General features: G+C 62.0%; 12 protein-coding genes. All 12 read left to right on the top strand.

Annotation, left to right across the window (positions count from 1 at the left end):
- The first annotated feature begins 12 nt into the window (after positions 1 to 12).
- On the top strand, positions 13 to 6291 hold the full coding sequence (locus RTW82_RS05495) for a hypothetical protein (RefSeq protein ID WP_316924485.1): 6279 nt from the start codon (positions 13 to 15) through the stop codon (positions 6289 to 6291).
- Positions 6292 to 6313: 22 nt separating this feature from the next.
- Positions 6314 to 7222 (top strand): hypothetical protein, encoded by a 909-nt coding sequence (locus tag RTW82_RS05490; protein WP_316924484.1) that lies wholly within the window; start codon positions 6314 to 6316, stop codon positions 7220 to 7222.
- A gap of 262 nt (positions 7223 to 7484) precedes the next feature.
- Entirely contained in the window at positions 7485 to 9002 is a 1518-nt protein-coding gene (gene gspE, locus RTW82_RS05485) for a type II secretion system ATPase GspE (protein WP_316924483.1), read from the top strand.
- Positions 9003 to 10217, top strand: coding sequence for a GspF family T2SS innner membrane protein variant XcpS (gene xcpS / locus RTW82_RS05480; RefSeq protein ID WP_316924482.1), 1215 nt, complete (start codon positions 9003 to 9005; stop codon positions 10215 to 10217).
- 4 nt (positions 10218 to 10221) lie between these two features.
- The gene (gene gspG, locus RTW82_RS05475) at positions 10222 to 10653 is read left to right on the top strand and encodes a type II secretion system major pseudopilin GspG (RefSeq protein ID WP_031288110.1); all 432 of its coding nucleotides are present in this window, start codon (positions 10222 to 10224) and stop codon (positions 10651 to 10653) included.
- A complete protein-coding gene (gspH, locus tag RTW82_RS05470; protein ID WP_316924636.1) occupies positions 10650 to 11216 on the top strand; it encodes a type II secretion system minor pseudopilin GspH in 567 nt (188 codons plus the stop codon). The genes gspG and gspH overlap by 4 nt, the downstream gene beginning before the upstream one ends.
- A 2-nt stretch (positions 11217 to 11218) precedes the next feature.
- Complete coding sequence (gspI, locus tag RTW82_RS05465) at positions 11219 to 11608, top strand: type II secretion system minor pseudopilin GspI (RefSeq protein ID WP_148304336.1); 390 nt, start codon at positions 11219 to 11221, stop codon at positions 11606 to 11608.
- Positions 11605 to 12333, top strand: a complete 729-nt coding sequence (gspJ, locus tag RTW82_RS05460; RefSeq protein WP_316924481.1) for a type II secretion system minor pseudopilin GspJ — start codon at positions 11605 to 11607, stop codon at positions 12331 to 12333. The genes gspI and gspJ overlap by 4 nt, the downstream gene beginning before the upstream one ends.
- On the top strand, positions 12330 to 13307 hold the full coding sequence (gene gspK / locus RTW82_RS05455; RefSeq protein WP_316924480.1) for a type II secretion system minor pseudopilin GspK: 978 nt from the start codon (positions 12330 to 12332) through the stop codon (positions 13305 to 13307). Before gspJ ends, gspK begins: the two co-directional genes overlap by 4 nt.
- A 2-nt stretch (positions 13308 to 13309) precedes the next feature.
- Positions 13310 to 14416: a type II secretion system protein GspL gene (gspL, locus tag RTW82_RS05450; RefSeq protein ID WP_316924479.1), complete on the top strand. Its 1107-nt coding sequence runs from the start codon at positions 13310 to 13312 to the stop codon at positions 14414 to 14416.
- Positions 14413 to 14946, top strand: coding sequence for a type II secretion system protein M (locus RTW82_RS05445; protein WP_316924478.1), 534 nt, complete (start codon positions 14413 to 14415; stop codon positions 14944 to 14946). The genes gspL and RTW82_RS05445 overlap by 4 nt, the downstream gene beginning before the upstream one ends.
- 198 nt (positions 14947 to 15144) lie before the next feature.
- Positions 15145 to 16614 carry an ATP-binding protein gene (locus tag RTW82_RS05440; protein ID WP_316924477.1) on the top strand — a complete coding sequence of 490 codons (1470 nt, stop codon included), beginning with the start codon at positions 15145 to 15147 and terminating at the stop codon, positions 16612 to 16614.
- Positions 16615 to 16628 lie beyond the last annotated feature (14 nt).

Genomic DNA, 16628 nt, shown 5'->3' with positions numbered 1-16628 from the left:
AATCTCTGACAGATGGATATGTTGGTCATGCCTTCCGTATCGAAACGCCGCAGTCGCGCATGGCTGGGCCTGGCCCTGGGTGCACTGCTGGCCGGCTGGACCGCCACGGCCCAGGCGTTCTTCGGCTTCGGGCTGATTCCCGGGATCTACGTCCCGCAGACCTACTACAAGTTCGGCGCCGTCTACACCCGCGCCATCGTGCTCAACGCCAATGGCAACAAGGTCTGGGTGGAGTACGGCAGCGACGGCAAGGAAGCTCGCGAAATAGGAGAAGCCACCGGGCCGCTGGAGCAGGCCCAGGTGATGTCCGGCGATATCTATCGCGCCTACCTGCAGCGCCTCAAGGACGCCCGCGAACGTTATCCACAGAGCGAAGTGATGACGGCCGCAACCTACCGGGGCACGGCCTTCAAGACGGTGGACGGCAAGACCATCGACAAGCCCAGCCTGAGCCCGAGCAGCCTGACCGTACTGGTGCGCGGCGAGAAGGAACGCTTCAGCACCAAGGGCGATGAGCTGCTGCTGCTGCAGATGCCCATCGACAGCAATGTCACGCCGTCTTCCAGCAGCAAGGCCCTGCTGTTGTCCAAGGAAGGGCAGATCCTCCACCAGGGCACCAACAGCATCGGCTTCCGCGCCGGCTTCTTCGGCAAGGACGGCAAGGTCGACGACAAGAACACCCGCGACCGCGACGCCAAGATCTACGGCCCGCTACCGGGTGTGGGCGTCACCCTGGGCAGCCATGTCACCGGCGGCTATGCCCTGACGGACGACGACGGCAAGTACAAGATGAACTACTTCCTGCCGCCTTGCCCCGGGTTCTTCTTCGAATACACCACCCCGGCCTATCTGGAGCTCTACTACAAGCGCTTCAACCCCCGGGGCAGCTCCAACATGCCCTACTACCTGACCCGGCCGGACTACGACACCTGCAACGGCATGGGCTTGTGGAGCCTGGAGGCGGCAATGATCGTGCTGACCGCCGCGACGCCCATGAAACAGGCCATGGACTTCCCCATCGACCTGATGGTGCTGGACGGTTCCGCGCAGTTCGGTGGCGGCGTGAAACTCGGCGACAAGACCGCCTACAGCGACAAGACCGGAAAGCGTGACCACTACCTGCAGGAGAAGTACGACTTCGACGGCGACGAGAAACCGGACTGGGTGGTGCCTGGCAAGAAGGTGACCAAGACGGTCGACGGCAAGCCGAAGGAAGTCTTCGTGAAGACCTCCCTGGAGGAGGCGGAGCTGCAGGGCATCTACCTCTCCAGCCGCTTCGACAGCGTTCCGGCGAACACTGAGGAAACCGCCCCCGATTTCACCCGCCTGATCGACGTCGCTCCCGACATGGAGGACCGTGGCCTGCTGGAAAGCATCAGCAAGGACGACCTGAAGGACACGGATATCTACGTGTTCCGCGAATCCAACGGCCAGCTCGTGGCCGAGCGGCGCGGGCTGCACGAGGACGAGCTGTACAAGAACTACTCCGGCGTCGACGAGAAGTCCGGCAGCTTCCGCTACACCATCCAACTGCGCGGCTCGAAGGAAAATTACCTCGCCATGTCCGGCCGTACCGGCGAGGCGGCCTTCAGCAAATGGCAAAGCGCCGGCGGCTTCAAGGAAGAATTCCAGAAGCGCGCGGCCAACCACCTCAAGGCCGGCGAGACGGTGCGTATCATCGCCATCAACCGTCCCACCGGCTATATCGGTAGCGTCAAGGTCAAGCTCGAGTCCGCCGTGGCCAGCGGCAATCTGCTGAACTTCGCCGATCAGCGCATCGAGCTGGCGCCGCCGAACCTCAAGGTTTGGGCCGAGCGCAAGAACAAGATCGAAAAGGGCATGACCAAGGGCGAGCTGAAGAAGCAGCTCATTGGTAATGAAGGTGCTGGCCTGGGCAATGACGTGAGCATCGCCATCTATACCGATTGGCGGGACCGCAACGATGAGCCTTTGCCGGAGGAGCTGGCGGATTATGGCTATACCGGGCGCATGGCCACATTGGTAGCGGCCAATCAATTTCTTCCAGTCGGCGCCAATAGTCTGTCGCAGTTCAAGATCAAGCCTGGGCAGCAGGTTCAGGTCATCCGCCTGCCGGAGCAGGTCCTGGGCAAGCAGCATCTCTATTTGCAGGTTGCTGGTCAGCCCGAGAACCGTAATCCGGACTTTTCCTCGGGGGGCGGTCAAGGCATCTTGCAGTACCGGCCCAAACGCTATGTGCCGGTGAAGGTACCGGTTAACGACGAGGAGGCCAGTGAACTCAGCCGCCAGGCTTATCGCAAGGTCCGGGACGCTAACCCGAAACTTGACCTGAAAAAGCCGGAGCCGATTTATCAATGGGTCTCTCGGCCAGAGTTGCAGTTCAGTTTGTATGAGCTGAACCTCACTGAGGTCCGCAGAAAGGACTATGCCAATCAGGTCAGTAACGTCCTCAACCAGAAAACGCCTTCGTTCGCCAGCAGTGATACATACATTGGCATCATTTACGACCTGCTCAAATCGAGCGTAGGTGCTCTGGAGTCATGGGCATTCAAAGGTGAGCAGGAGCTTGTATTTGCGTTTGGCGAGCAGGAAGTAAAAGCCACAATCGGCAAGAGCCAGAGCCTAGAGTTCGAAAATATTGCACATCTTGGAAAACTCGATCCTGAGGATTTCCTGTCGATGCGCTTGTACGCGAATAATGATGTGAACAACGTCTTGTTCGAGTTCGCTTTTGAGCATCTCGATTTACAGTCTTCCTTGCTTGGCTACAACAATCAGACCGACGAAATTTGGTATGTCAGTGCTGATGATCCCAAGGTGCCGCTGCGAGCGACGCTTCTTGGCTATGCCGATCGCAATCCAAAGATTAAAAAACCGCTCACCCTTAGCTGGAAGGTCGAGGGCGACGGCAGTATGGCCGAGGCGATACAGAACGACAGTGACCTTGGGATATTCAGCAATACCTTGACCATGCCGGCCAAGGCTGGAAGTAGTGCGCGTGTCAGAGCTCTATTGCGTGATAGCAATACCGAAGCAGCATTCAAAAAGATCGTAGTGGTGCCAGGCAAGCCGGCAACTATCGATATCACCGCCATCGGCAAGGCAGCGGCCATGGAGTCGGATCGTCTATCGCTGACCATTACGGTGAAAGACTCCAGCGGCAACCCCGTAGCGGATGGCACCAGCGTCAATATGTCAGTTAACCAGGATGCTCTGATGCCGGAGTATGAACCTGGCACCGTTAATGGTGTTGCCACCCTGACCCTTACCGGTAATGCCTTCGCGGTACCGGATGCGAAGGTAACGGTTAAGGCAGGTAGCATTACCAAAGACTTCGATTTCGCTGTTGAAGGCTTGACGGTCACGCTTGACGGCAGCCCAAGCGAGTTCCTGTTAGGTCAGGAAAGCCCCATTCAGGCGGTGGTCAAAACCAGTTCCGGCAAACCTGCAGCTGGTGTGCTTGTGACGGTTTCGAGTGACCTTGGCTACTTCAAGGAGAGCCAGTACGAGACTGATGCTAATGGACGAATCACGCCTACTTTTATTGCTGGGCAGATGGTTGGCTCAGGTAAGTGGAAAGTGCGTGCTGGTTTTGCGGGCGGGACCGAGCATAGCTTTGCTGTGAAGAGCCTCGGCGGCGGCGGGGCGCAGGCGGATGTGCGTGACGCCATGGTATTGGGGGACCGGCCGAACGGCGGCGTAATAACCCATAACCGCTATGACGGTACAGCGATCGATCTGGAGTACCAGACCCAGGGAGAGTTGAAAGTGACCGGCAAGGCCGGTTCATCAGTCCAGGTGGGGCTTGGCGATCTGAGCGATCCCAACCTGGAGCCGCTGCTTGCCTACTACATGAATGACTTGGAGGACGTCGGTCCGGATCAGGATCATCCCAATCGGCTCTTGAGCGATGTTCCAGACGAAGTAGGCTTACATACTGGCACTGGCTTCGATGTAACGGTGGTCAGGGATAATCCGCTTGGCCGGGGAAGCAGTTATGAGTTCAATGGTGATTCAAAGATTGAACTTAAATCCACCTCACCCTTGCAGAAAGCCGAGAACATTGGGTTCAGGCTTGATTTCAAAGCCTTAAGCAACGGTGAAATATTCAACTTCGGTGGTGGGCAGCGCCTAAGTTTCAACGGCTCCAGATTACGCTACGAAGTTGAGACCGAGAGCGGCACGTACAGTGTCGAGAAAGCGAATGTTTCGTTGGGTGCCTGGCATCGCGTGGGTGGACGCTACATCGACGGGCAATTGCAGCTTGAAGTTGATGGCGATCTCGTATCTGTTGCGGCCTCTGGGGCCCTGCAATATAGCGGTAGCACCCTGCTGGTAGGGCAAGGGTTCAAAGGCAACCTCAACAGTTTCAAGTTATATGACTGGGCAGCGCAGCCGCTATTGCAACTGTCAGGGGGCGTTCAGCAGCTCAGCTTGCCGATACCTACGGCTGGAACCACCACTACAGTAGTCGAGAGTACCGGTCAGTTGGGTGCACTGCAGGCTGGCTCGGGTTTGCGCATGGTTCGAGTGGCCGTGACGGTCGATGGCACGCGTCAATTCGTTTCCGTGCTTTCTACCAAGGGCTATATGGAGTTGGCTGGCCAATACCTTGATACCCTCAGTGCGGACGCTTCGGGGATTGTCGTCACTGAGCTTAACTACCAGCCTGTTCCTTGGTATGTAGGGCTGACCATCGCTCCGCTGGAATACATGATTCCTAAAGCCCATGCCGAGGGTTCTTCTGGCGCATGGGGTTTTTTGAAGGCAGCGGTTAACTTCCTCATACCGCTGGAAGACTTCAAGGTACTTGGCGAGCAGCTGTATTACTTGGCTACTGGAGACTGGGAAAAATTCGATGCGATGCAGCTGACACTGGCTGCGTTGGGTGTGTCGACAGTGTTCCCTGTAATGAAGCCACTGAAGCTGGTTTTGGCGCCGCTACAACGATTCGTTCGGTTGTACGGGAAAAATCCAATCGTAAAAGCGCTTGCAGCAGTGGTGGGCAGGGCTGCAGAGGAGGCGGCGAAGGGGCGGACTGAGAAACTGGTGTCGCTGCTTCCCTATTTCTTGATCGTAGTCGAGATGCTTGAATCGCCCGATGGCCCCAAAGCCATATTGTCAATGGTTGAAGCTATCGAGAGCCCAGATGATCTTTGGACTTGGATCGAATTCTTCAGCCTACCTTCCGACGGATGGGAAGATGGTGAGATCCCTTCAGTCGCCCTGTATACCGATGAGCTGCCAGAAGCGCAGAGCGTGGCCGCTTCCGCAATTGAGTTCCTGATACCGAGCGCGCAGGCTGCCAGAAAGATCTCCCGCAATCGCCTGAAAGGCAAAGAGGCAGCCGATGCGATTGCTGCGGCTGCAAAAGTTGCAGGTTCGCCCAAGAATTTTAGTGCATTGTTTAAAGAGCTGGTGCTGTCGCTGAAAGATCCAAGTGCCGCGAAGCTCCGCCCACTGGCGCACTCGAAGGCCTTGATCATGGCGGGGCTGGGTGTTGTCAAAGGGGCAGGCGTAAATGCTGTTCGTAATTTGATTCGCTCGCGTCCGGATGACAGGGTAAGTCGGGTTTTACTGGCTGCGGTCATTACCTATATCCAAGCTCGCGAGGTCGAGGGTGCATTCTCGGGTATGGAACTCAAGATCTGGACTCTATATGGGTTGGCGTTGGTGTCCAACAATGAAACTCAGCGTCAGGGGGGGACCTTTCAGCTCATCATGCTCGCGTATCTCCAAGCGTTGCATGAGTATGGTGGGAACCCGGCGGTACTGGATCTCGAAGCGACTCAGAACATCGTCTACAAAACCAGTCTTGGGAAGCCAATGCCCAGCTATCCTCGACGCGTTGACATCGTTATCGGAACGCCGGCGGATCAGCGGTGGTACGAAGTGAAATCATTGCTCAATGCACGTTATATAGGCAGTAACTTTGGGGCGGGAAGTGGCTACCACCGTGAGTTTTATGCTGACCTGGCGGCCTCTTATGGTCTACTTACTAGTGCTGGCAAAAAAGTTAATGCATATTGGCGCTTTCATTCGTTTAAAGCCAAAGATGGCAGCAGGAGTCCCACGTCCGCCGAGTTCAACAAATTCAATCCACGCAAGCATCTATGCGAGCCTATGAAAGGAGTTTCCTCAACGGAAACACTGGGCGCAAAGTGGAAGGAGTCTGTTCTGGAGACGGCTTGTAAGACGTCGCAAAGTGTCGAATTGATGACGAATAGAACGATTATTGTCGATATTTTGAAATCGAAAGAATTTTCCGAGCAGTTCAAGAAAATACTGGAAGAGGTCGGAGGTCTAGACTGATATGAGTGGTAAAGTGCAGCCCATGACTGATGCGCGAAAGGCGGCTTGGGAGGATATAAAATTTCGCCTGACGTATGCCGGGCAGAAAGTGGCGTTTAAGGTTTTCGAGGCCTACTTTCTCAAAGGTAAAGAGCCTAACTTGCGCCCCATGGAAAACGACCCCATCCCCTTGGTCTACCGTCTCTGGCTTTCTCCCGATCAAAGCACCGAATCCTGGGTCGAGATAACCAAGCGCTTTCTCGCGGGCCCTGAGGCGTGGACAACCCATGTGAGTATCGAGCCCACTGGCGATGGTCAGTCATGGAGAGAACTCTGCAAAGGGCTCTCATGGGGGTGGCAGATCGACAGAAGCCTGCGTGACTCGTATGAGATACTGATGCAGCACGCCAGTGCTCGGCATTATGACGGTGCAACTCCTTATGAAGGCTCCGACGTCGTTCCTCCGTTGGGTTTTATGGGAGGCACCGAAAAGAAGCTCTACCATTTCCTTACCGGCCGGACGCCTGGTAGTGAATCCCTTAGCTACAAGGGCAAGAAGCTTTTCGAGCCCAGCTCTTATTTTGGGCATCTCTTTTATTATGACTCCTGCCTATGGCTGGACGGCAAAACACCAACAAATCCCTATTGCATATATAACTACATGGGGAAACATTGGTTTGATTCCTTGACGGCCGCGTACATGACGGAAATTGAAGCGGATCAAGCGATCCAGTTTTATCTAAGCTGCTTCCTTGTACTGGTAGCTCGCTGTCCCGAGAAGGGAGTCGATGATCAGCGCGCAGCCTATTGTCATGAGCTACGCCAATTACTGGATACTGGCCCCTTGCTGGAGCCTCTACAAACAATGTGGCGCCAGGCAAAGTCTAATCTTGAGCGTATTGACTTGAATGCATACAAGCAGAGGGATCCGTTCTATATCGGTGAGTTCTGAGGCATCTTGGGTGCTCGGCCAACCGCCAAGGGCACCATATTGTTCTCACCGATTCCCCTTCACGATGCCGAAGCGTCTTTAAACACAAGTGCCCGCCGAACGGCACCCTTTCCCTGCGCACTCCCGCACCAAATCGCCCCTCCACCTGTGATTTAATTGCACCGTGCCATCGCTCCCCGTCCGGGTTGCGGTGGTGCTCAAGGCTTTAGCAGGCCGGGACCCCGCCTGCTGTCCGTCGGCCTCCAACGCAATGGATTCTGCGATGCCCAGCGCCAGCCCTCTCGATTCCGTCGACTCCCCTGCCGAGGCCGTCAGCCTGCGTCGGTTGCCGTTCGCCTATGCCAAGCGCCACGGCGTGCTGGTCCAGGTCGGGGCGGATGGGGCGCGGCTGGTGTATCGGCCGGGCACGGCCCTGGCGGCGGTGGGGGAGGCGTTGCGTTTCGTCGGGCGGCCCCTGGCGTTCCAGGAGCTGGACGCGGCGACCTTCGATGCCGCGCTGAGCCTGGCCTACCAGCACGACTCCTCGGCCGCCATGCAGATGGTGGAGGGCCTGGGCGATGAGCTCGACCTCGCCAGCCTGGCCGAACGGGTGCCGGAAACCGAGGACTTGATGGAGCAGGAGGACGATGCGCCGATCATCCGCCTGATCAACGCCATCCTCGGCGAGGCCATCAAGGAGAACGCTTCCGACATCCATGTCGAGACCTTCGAGAAGCGTCTCGTGGTGCGCTTCCGCATCGACGGCATCCTCCGCGAGATGGTGCAGCCTCGGCGTGAGCTGGCAGCGCTGCTGGTGTCGCGGATCAAGGTCATGGCCAAGCTGGATATCGCCGAAAAGCGCGTGCCCCAGGACGGCCGTATTTCCCTGCGTGTGGCCGGGCGTGAAGTGGACATCCGCGTCTCCACGCTGCCGTCCGCCAACGGCGAGCGCGTGGTGCTGCGCCTGCTGGACAAACAGGCCGGCCGCCTGACCCTGCAGCACCTGGGCATGAGCGCGCGCGACCGCTCGCAGATGGAGGAGACCGTGCGCAAGCCCCACGGCATCCTGCTGGTCACCGGGCCCACCGGCTCGGGCAAGACCACCACCCTCTACGCCAGCCTGGTGACGCTGAACAACGGCACCCGCAACATCCTCACGGTGGAAGACCCCATCGAGTACAACCTCGAAGGCATCGGCCAGACCCAGGTCAACGCCAAGGTCGACATGACCTTCGCCCGCGGCCTGCGCGCCATCCTCCGCCAGGACCCTGACGTGGTGATGGTCGGCGAGATCCGTGACCGCGAGACCGCCGAGATCGCCGTGCAGGCGTCGCTCACCGGTCACCTGGTGCTTTCCACCCTGCACACCAACAGTGCCATCGGCGCCATCACCCGCCTGGTGGACATGGGCGTCGAGCCCTTCCTGTTGTCGTCCTCCTTGCTCGGCGTGCTCGCGCAGCGCCTGGTGCGCGTGCTCTGCTCCCACTGCAAGGAGCCCTACCAGGCGGACGCCGCCGAGTGCGACGTGCTGGGGCTCGACCCGGCGCAACCGCCGACGCTCCACCGCGCGCGCGGCTGCGCCGAATGCAACCAGTCCGGCTACCGCAGCCGCACCGGCATCTACGAACTGGTGGTCTTCGACGACCACATGCGCACCCTGGTCCACAACGGCGCCTCCGAACAGGAGATGACCCGCCACGCCCGCACCAGCGGCCCCAGCATCCGCGATGACGGCCGGCGCAAGATCCTCGAAGGCGTGACCACGGTGGAAGAAGTGCTGCGCGTGACCCGGGAAGAATAAATGGCCGCCTTCGAATACATCGCCCTGGACAGCCGGGGCCAGCAGAAGAAGGGCGTGATGGAGGGCGACAGCGCCCGCCAGGTGCGTCAGCTGCTGCGTGACCGTCAGCTCGCCCCGCTGCACGTGAAACCCACCCGCACCCGCCAGGAATCGGTGGGCAGCCGCTGGAGTTTCCAGCGCGGGCTCTCGGCCATGGAGCTGGCCCTGCTCACCCGGCAGATGGCCACCCTGGTGCAGGCCGCCATGCCCATCGAGGAGGCGCTCGGCGCCGTCGCCGCGCAAAGCGAGAGTGGCCGGGTCAAGGCCATGATGCTGGCGGTGCGCTCCAAGGTGCTGGAAGGCCACAGCCTGGCCGGTGCCCTCAAGGAATTCCCCAGTGCCTTCCCCGACCTGTACCGCGCCACCGTCGCGGCGGGGGAGCACGCCGGCCACCTCGGCCCGGTGCTGGAGCAGTTGGCCGACTACACCGAGCAACGCCAGCAATCGCGGCAGAAGGTCCAGCTCGCGCTGCTCTACCCGGTGATCCTGATGTGCGCCTCCCTCGGCATCGTCGGCTTCCTGCTGGGCTACGTGGTGCCCGACGTGGTCAAGGTCTTCGTCAACACCGGGCAGGAGCTGCCGGCCCTGACCCGTGGCCTGATCGCCACCAGCGAGGTGGTCAAGCACTGGGGCTGGCTGATCCTGCTGCTGGCGGTGGCCGGCATCAGCGCGCTCAAGGCATCACTGCGTCGGGACGGCGCGCGCCTGCGCTTCCACATCATCCTGCTGCGCATCCCGCTGGTGGGGCGCCTGGTACGCGCCACCGATACCGCGCGCTTCGCTTCCACCCTGGCGATTCTCGCCCGCAGCGGCGTGCCCCTGGTGGAGGCGCTGGGCATCGCCGCCCAGGTGGTGGCCAACCGGGCCATCCGCGCCAAGGTGGAAGTGGCGGCGCAGAAGGTGCGCGAAGGCAGCAGCCTGACCCGCGCCCTGGAGCAGAGCGGCGAGTTCCCCGCGATGATGCTGCACATGATCGCCAGCGGTGAAAAATCCGGTGAACTGGACCAGATGATGGCCCGCACCGCGCGCAACCAGGAGAACGACCTGGCTGCCCGTATCGCCATGCTGGTCGGGCTGTTCGAGCCCTTCATGCTGGTGTTCATGGGCGCGGTGGTGCTGGTCATCGTCCTCGCCATCCTCCTGCCCATCCTTTCCCTCAACCAGCTCGTGGGGTAACCGCGTGAAATCAGGCCGTACGCAAGCAGGCTTCACCCTGATCGAAATCATGGTCGTGGTGGTCATCCTCGGCATCCTCGCCGCGCTGGTTGTACCCCAGGTGATGAACCGTCCGGACCAGGCCAAGGTCACGGTCGCCAAGGGCGACATCAAGGCCATCGGCGCCGCGCTGGACATGTACAAGCTGGACAACTTCGCCTACCCCAGCACCCAGCAGGGCCTGGAAGCGCTGGTGAAGAAGCCCAGCGGCAACCCGCAGCCGAAGAACTGGAACAAGGACGGCTACCTCAAGCGCCTGCCGGTCGACGCCTGGGGCAACCCCTACCAGTACCTGGCCCCCGGCACCAAGGGTGCCTACGACCTGTACTCCTTCGGCGCCGACGGCAAGGAAGGCGGCACCGACGCCGATGCCGATATTGGTAACTGGGAAAACTGATGGGGCGCGGGCGTGGCTTCACCCTGATCGAGCTGCTGGTGGTCCTGGTGATCATCGGCTGCCTGGTCAGCGTGGCCGTGCTCGCCAACGGCAATGCCAGCAGCGGTCGCGAGCTGCGCGACGAGGCCGAGCGCCTGGCCGCGACCATCGCCATCCTCGCCGACGAAGCGGTGCTGGATGGCCGCGAATACGGCCTGCTGGTGACGGCCGAAAGCTACCGGGTGCTGGCCTACGACAACGCCTCCGGCACCTGGACCGATGACGCCACCCGCCCGGAACGCCGCCCCGCCGCCTGGATGCGCCTGAGCCTGGAGCTGGAAGGGGAGGCCCTCAAGCTGCCCGAGCCCAAGGTGAAGGAAGAAAGCCGCCCCGGCCTGGCCAAGGACGAGCCGGAGAAGGACAAACGCAAGGAAAAGCCCGTGCCCCAGGTGCTGATCCTCTCCAGCGGCGAGCTCACGCCCTTCAGCCTGCGCCTGGAAGAACGCCGTGCCGATGGCAACGCCTACGCCCTGGCCAGCGATGGCTACCAGTTGCCCAGCGCCGAGCAGGCCAAGGAGCGATGAGCATGCGCCGTGCCCGTGGCTTCACCTTGCTGGAGGTGCTGGTGGCATTGGCCATCTTCGCCACGGTCGCTGCCTCGGTGCTGACTGCCGCCAGCCGCAGCCTGATCGTCGCCGGGCAACTGGAAGACAAGACCCTGGCCGGCTGGATCGCCGACAACCGCGTCACCGAACTGCAGATCAAGCAGCCCACCCCGGGTGAAGGCCGCGAGGACAAGGTGCTGGAATACGGCGGCCGCCAGTGGGAAACCCACAGCGAGATCGAAGCCACCAGCGACAAGGGCCTGCGCCGCGTCACCGTCTGGGTGGCGCCCAAGCCCGAGCGCGGCGCCAGCGCGCCGATCAAGGAGCGCTCGGTGTTCAGCCTCACCGGCTTCCTGGCGGTGCGTGGATGAGCCGGCAGCGCGGCTTCACCCTGCTGGAGGTGATGATCGCCATCGGCATCTTCGCCCTGCTCGGCCTCGGCACCTACCGCATGCTGGAAACGGTGATGAAGGCCGACGAGGTGACCCGCGAGCATGAGAAATCCCTGCGCGAACTGGGCCGTGCCTTCGCCTCCATCGACCGTGACCTGGGCCAGGCACTGCCGCGCGTGGTGCGCGACGCCTACGGTGACGAACGCGGTGCCCTGGTGGGTGAGCTGGGTGCCACCGACGGCACCGCCGCCCTCGAATTCAGCCGTGCCGGCTGGCGCAACCCGCTGGGCAGCACCCGCTCCCAGTTGCAGCGGGTGCGCTGGCGCCTGGCCGGCTCGACCCTGGAGCGCGTGTACTGGTCCGTGCTCGACCAGGCGGTGGACAGCCCGCCCCGGGTGCAGAAGGTGCTCGAAGGCGTCAGCTCGGTGGAGTTGCGCTACCTCGACGACAAGGGCCAGTGGCAGGAACAGTGGCCGCCGAGCCTGGGCGACTCCGATCCGGCCAAGGCCCGTGGGCGCCTGCCGGTGGCGGTCGAATTCAAGCTGGAGCAACGCCACTACGGCGGGCTGACCCGGCTCTACCGGCTGCCGGAGATGGGCGTGGAAGAACAGCCCAGCGAAGGCGGCACCACGCCCGACGACGACAAGAAGCCAACCCCCGAGCCCGAACCCAAGCCCGACGCTGGCAAGGAGAAGGGCGCATGACCCGCCAGCGGGGCGTCGCCCTGGTCACCGTGCTGCTGGTGGTCTCCATCGTCACCGTCATCTGCGCGGGGCTCATCCTCCGCCAGCAGCTGTCGATCCGTGGCGCCGCCAACCGCATCGCCATCCAGCAGGCCTGGCACTACGCCCTGGGCGGCGAGGCCCTGGGCCAGTCGGTGCTGCTGCGCGACCTGAAGAAACCGGGCAGCGACCCGCGTGCACCCATCGACCACCCCCTGGAGGACTGGGCCCGCCCGCTGCCGGTATTCCCCATCGACCAGGGCGAGATCGGCGTGCACATCGAAGACCTGGCCGGGCGCTTCAACCTCAACAGCCTGGTGCAGGGCGACAAGGTGGACAAGCTCTCCGTCGAGCGCTTCAACCGCCTGCTGCTGCGCCTGAAGATCGAGATGCCCTACGCCGACCGCCTGGTGGACTGGCTGGACAAGGACCAGGAGCCCAGCGGCGAATACGGCGCCGAAGACAACCAGTACCTGCTGGCCCAACCCCCTTACCGCACTGCTGGCCGCGAGCTGCAGGACGTCTCCGAACTGCGCCTGCTGCTGGACATGAGCGAGGAGGATTACCGCCTGCTCGCCCCCTGGGTCTCCACGCTGCCGGCCAAGGTGCCGCTCAACGTCAACACCGCCAGCCCCATGGTGCTCTCCTGCCTCGCCGACAACCTCGACCCGGGCGCGGCCCAATCGCTGGTCAGCGGGCGCGGGCGTGAAGGCTACCCGGACATCCGCGCCTTCCTCGACCAACCGGCCATGGCCGGCACCGGCGTGCGCGCGGCGGGGCTGGGGGTGGGCAGCGCCTATTTCCAGGTGCGCAGCGAAGTGCGCCTGGGGGAGCGCAAGGTGGTATTGCTCAGCACCCTGCAACGCGACCCGAAAGGCGTGGTCCGCGTGCTCAAGCGTGATCTCGGGCAGCCGGGCTACCTGGCCCAGGCGCCCCTCGAACCACAGGAAGAATGACCATGGATTGCCTATTCATCCCGCCCGTCGGCGGGGCGGTCCTCGGCCCCGCCTGCCAGGTGCACTGGCAGGAAGCGACCGGCGAAGGCCGCAGCCTGCCGCTGGCCGAATGCGCCGCGCTGCTCCAGGGGCGGCCGGTGGCGCTGGTGCTGCCCATGGAAATGGCCAGTGCCTTCGTGGTGGGCCTGCCGACGCAGAAGGCGCGGCTGATGCACCAGGCGCTGCCCTATGCGGTGGAGGAAATGCTCGCCGAGGACGTAGAGCTGTTCCATCTGGCCCTGGGCGCCCAGTTGGCCGATGGCCGCTACCCGGTGCTGGTGCTGCGCCGCGCTCAATTGACCGGGTGGCTGGAAGAGCTGGAAGACTTCGGCATCAAGGTCGCCGCCATCCATGTGGACGCCGACCTCCTGCCCCGCGATGGCGAGCAGTTGCTGGTGATCGGCGAGCGGGCGCTGCTGGGCGGTGCCTGTGACACGCGCCTGGCCTTCCCCCTGGCCCACTGGCCATCCCTCGGTGCCCTGTGCGCCCCCGAGACCCAGCCACGGGAAGAGGCCGAGCCCTATCGCCTGCTGGCTGCCGGCCGTGCAGGCGCTATCGACCTGGCCCAGGGCGAATTCGCCCCGCGCACCGAAAGCCGCGCCTGGGTGGCCTGGCGCCCCCTCGCGGCCCTCGCTGGCGTCAGCGTGGTGCTGTTCCTGGCCTTCAACCTGGTGCAGGCCTGGCTGCTGGAGCGCAGTGGCGATGCCTATGTCGAATCCAGCCACGCCCTCTATCGCCAGCTGTTCCCCGAGGACAAGCGCATCGTCAACCTCAAGGCCCAATTCGCCGAGCACCTCAGCCAGGGCACCCGCGCGCAGGGGGGCTTCATCAGCCTGCTGGACCAGGCCTCCAGCGCCATAGCCGAAGCCCAGGCGGCGCTGACGGTGACCAACGTCGACTACAGCCAGACCCGTGGCGACCTGGCGTTGCAGGTCCGTGCCAAGGATTTCGCCGACCTGGAGAAGCTGCGCAAGCGTCTGGTCAAGGCCGGCCTCAGCGTGCAGCTGGGTTCGGCCAGCCGTGAAGAAGGGGGCGTGACCGCCCGCGTCGTACTGGGAGGTGGCGCATGAACGCCCTGACGGACATCCGCACGCGCCTGCGCGAAGGGCTGGAGCAGTCCCCGCTGTGGCAGCGCTGGCAGCAGCTGCCGCCGCGTGATCGCCTGGCCCTGCAGCTGCTGGGCGGTTTCCTCGCCCTGGCGCTGTTCTACCTGGCGGTCTGGTCGCCAGTGGCCGCCCGGGTCGAGCGTGCCCGCGCCTACCAGCAACAGCAGCAGGCGCTGTTCACCTACATCCAGGCCAACGCCGGCCAGGCCCGCCGCCAGGCTGCCAGCGCCCAGGTGGAGCTGGCCCCCGAGCAACTCCAGGGCCTGGTCACCAGCACCGCGCAGAAGCAGGGGCTGACCCTGGAGCGCTTCGACAACGAAGGCAACGGCGGCCTGCTGGTCACCCTGACCCAGGCCTCGTTCGAATCGATGCTGAAGTGGCTGGCCGAGCTGGATAAACGCGGCGTGACCCTCACCGAAGCCAGCCTCGACAAGGTGGCCACCGGCAAGGTGGATGCGCGGCTGACGCTGATGGTGGCGGGGCAGGGGGGCTGAGGGTGGCGGTCGTCATGCACAGCGGCTCGGTTACGGCCGCCTGAACCTGTTCGTCATCGTTAGCTCGCTGCGAATCCCTTTGATTAAGATGCTGCTTCTGTCCGGCATGCGAGGTCGGTGGGTTTCTGACGCGGAGTTGCTGCTGTGAACCAGAGGATTCACAGCAATCTTTGAGTTCGAGGAACAGGAGATCGTCAAATGAGCGTGGAGCGCGACCTGAGCTATCTGCAGTCCCTATTGCGGGAGCTATGTGCGCTGCCGCAGGAAACCGAGTGGGTAGAGTTCAAGCAGAACAACGACGATGTGCCGCTGATTGGCGAATACATTTCAGCGCTGGCCAATGCCGCCGCCTTGCTTGGCAAGGAGTACGGCTACCTGCTTTGGGGGATCGACGACGCCAGCCATGCCGTGATCGGTACTGCCTTCAGGCCTTCCACCGCGCGCTACAAGCAACAGGAACTGGAAAGCTGGCTGCTGCAGAAGACCGCTCCGAAGATCCACTTCCGCTTCTTCGAATTCACGGCCCTCGAGGGCATGCCGGTTGTGATCCTGGAAGTCCAGGCTGCCCGCCATACGCCGGTCCAGTTCGACGGGGTCGAATATATCCGCGTTGGTTCTTACAAGAAGAAGCTGCGCGAGTTTCCAGAAAAGGAGCGGGCGCTCTGGCGCGTCTTCGACCGCGTACCCTTCGAGCAGCAAGCGGCCCTGCAAAACCTTGATGTCGACCAGGTGCTCAAATTGCTCAACTATTCCGCCTACTTCGATCTCACACTTCAGCCCTTACCCGAAGGCCGAGAAGCGATACTCGCCGCTCTGGCCGCCGATCGCATGATCCAGCGCAGCGACAGTGGGCAATGGCATATCAGCAACCTGGGCGCGATCCTATTCGCCAAGCGCTTGCAGGATTTCCCCGTTCTGGGGCGCAAGGCAGTGCGGCTGATTCATTACAAGGGCAACGGCAAGCTGGAGACGTTGCGCGAGCTGCCCGGCAACAAGGGCTATGCCCTGGGGTTCGAGGGCTTGATCGATACCCTGAAAGCACTGCTGCCGGCCAACGAGGAAATCGGCAAGGCATTCCGCCAAGAGGTTCCGATGTACCCGGAGCTGGCCCTGCGAGAGTTAGTGGCCAACGCCATCATTCACCAGGATTTCAACCTCAGCGGCACCGGACCTATGATCGAATTGTTCGAGCAGCGTCTGGAAATAACCAATCCCGGCGTGCCGCTGGTCGATCCGCAGCGCTTTCTCGACAGCCCGCCGCGCAGCCGCAACGAGGGGCTGGCCTCCTTCATGCGCCGTATCGGCATATGCGAGGAGCGTGGCAGTGGCATCGACAAGGTGGTGGCGCAGACCGAGTTGTACCAGTTGCCGGCTCCGATTTTCGAGCAGACAGAGGAGCACACCCGCGTGGTGCTCTTCGCCCATCAGGACTACCGCAACATGGGCCAAGAAGATCGTATTCGTGCCTGTTACCAGCACTGCTGCTTGAAGTATGTGAACCGCGAGCCGATGAACAACACCTCGCTACGCTTGCGCTTCCAGATCGACGAGGGCAATAGCGCCATGGTCAGTCGTGTCATCAAGCAGACCATCGAGGCCGGGCTGATCCGCCTCTATGATCCTGCAGCCAACCGCAGGACATATCGCTATGTACCTTGGTGGGCCTGAGTTCATTTGACGGT

The sequence above is a fragment of the Pseudomonas sp. zfem005 genome, assembly GCF_032621735.1.
Classification (GTDB): Bacteria; Pseudomonadota; Gammaproteobacteria; order Pseudomonadales; family Pseudomonadaceae; genus Metapseudomonas; species Metapseudomonas solani.
This window is presented reverse-complemented; position numbering and strand designations above follow the sequence as displayed.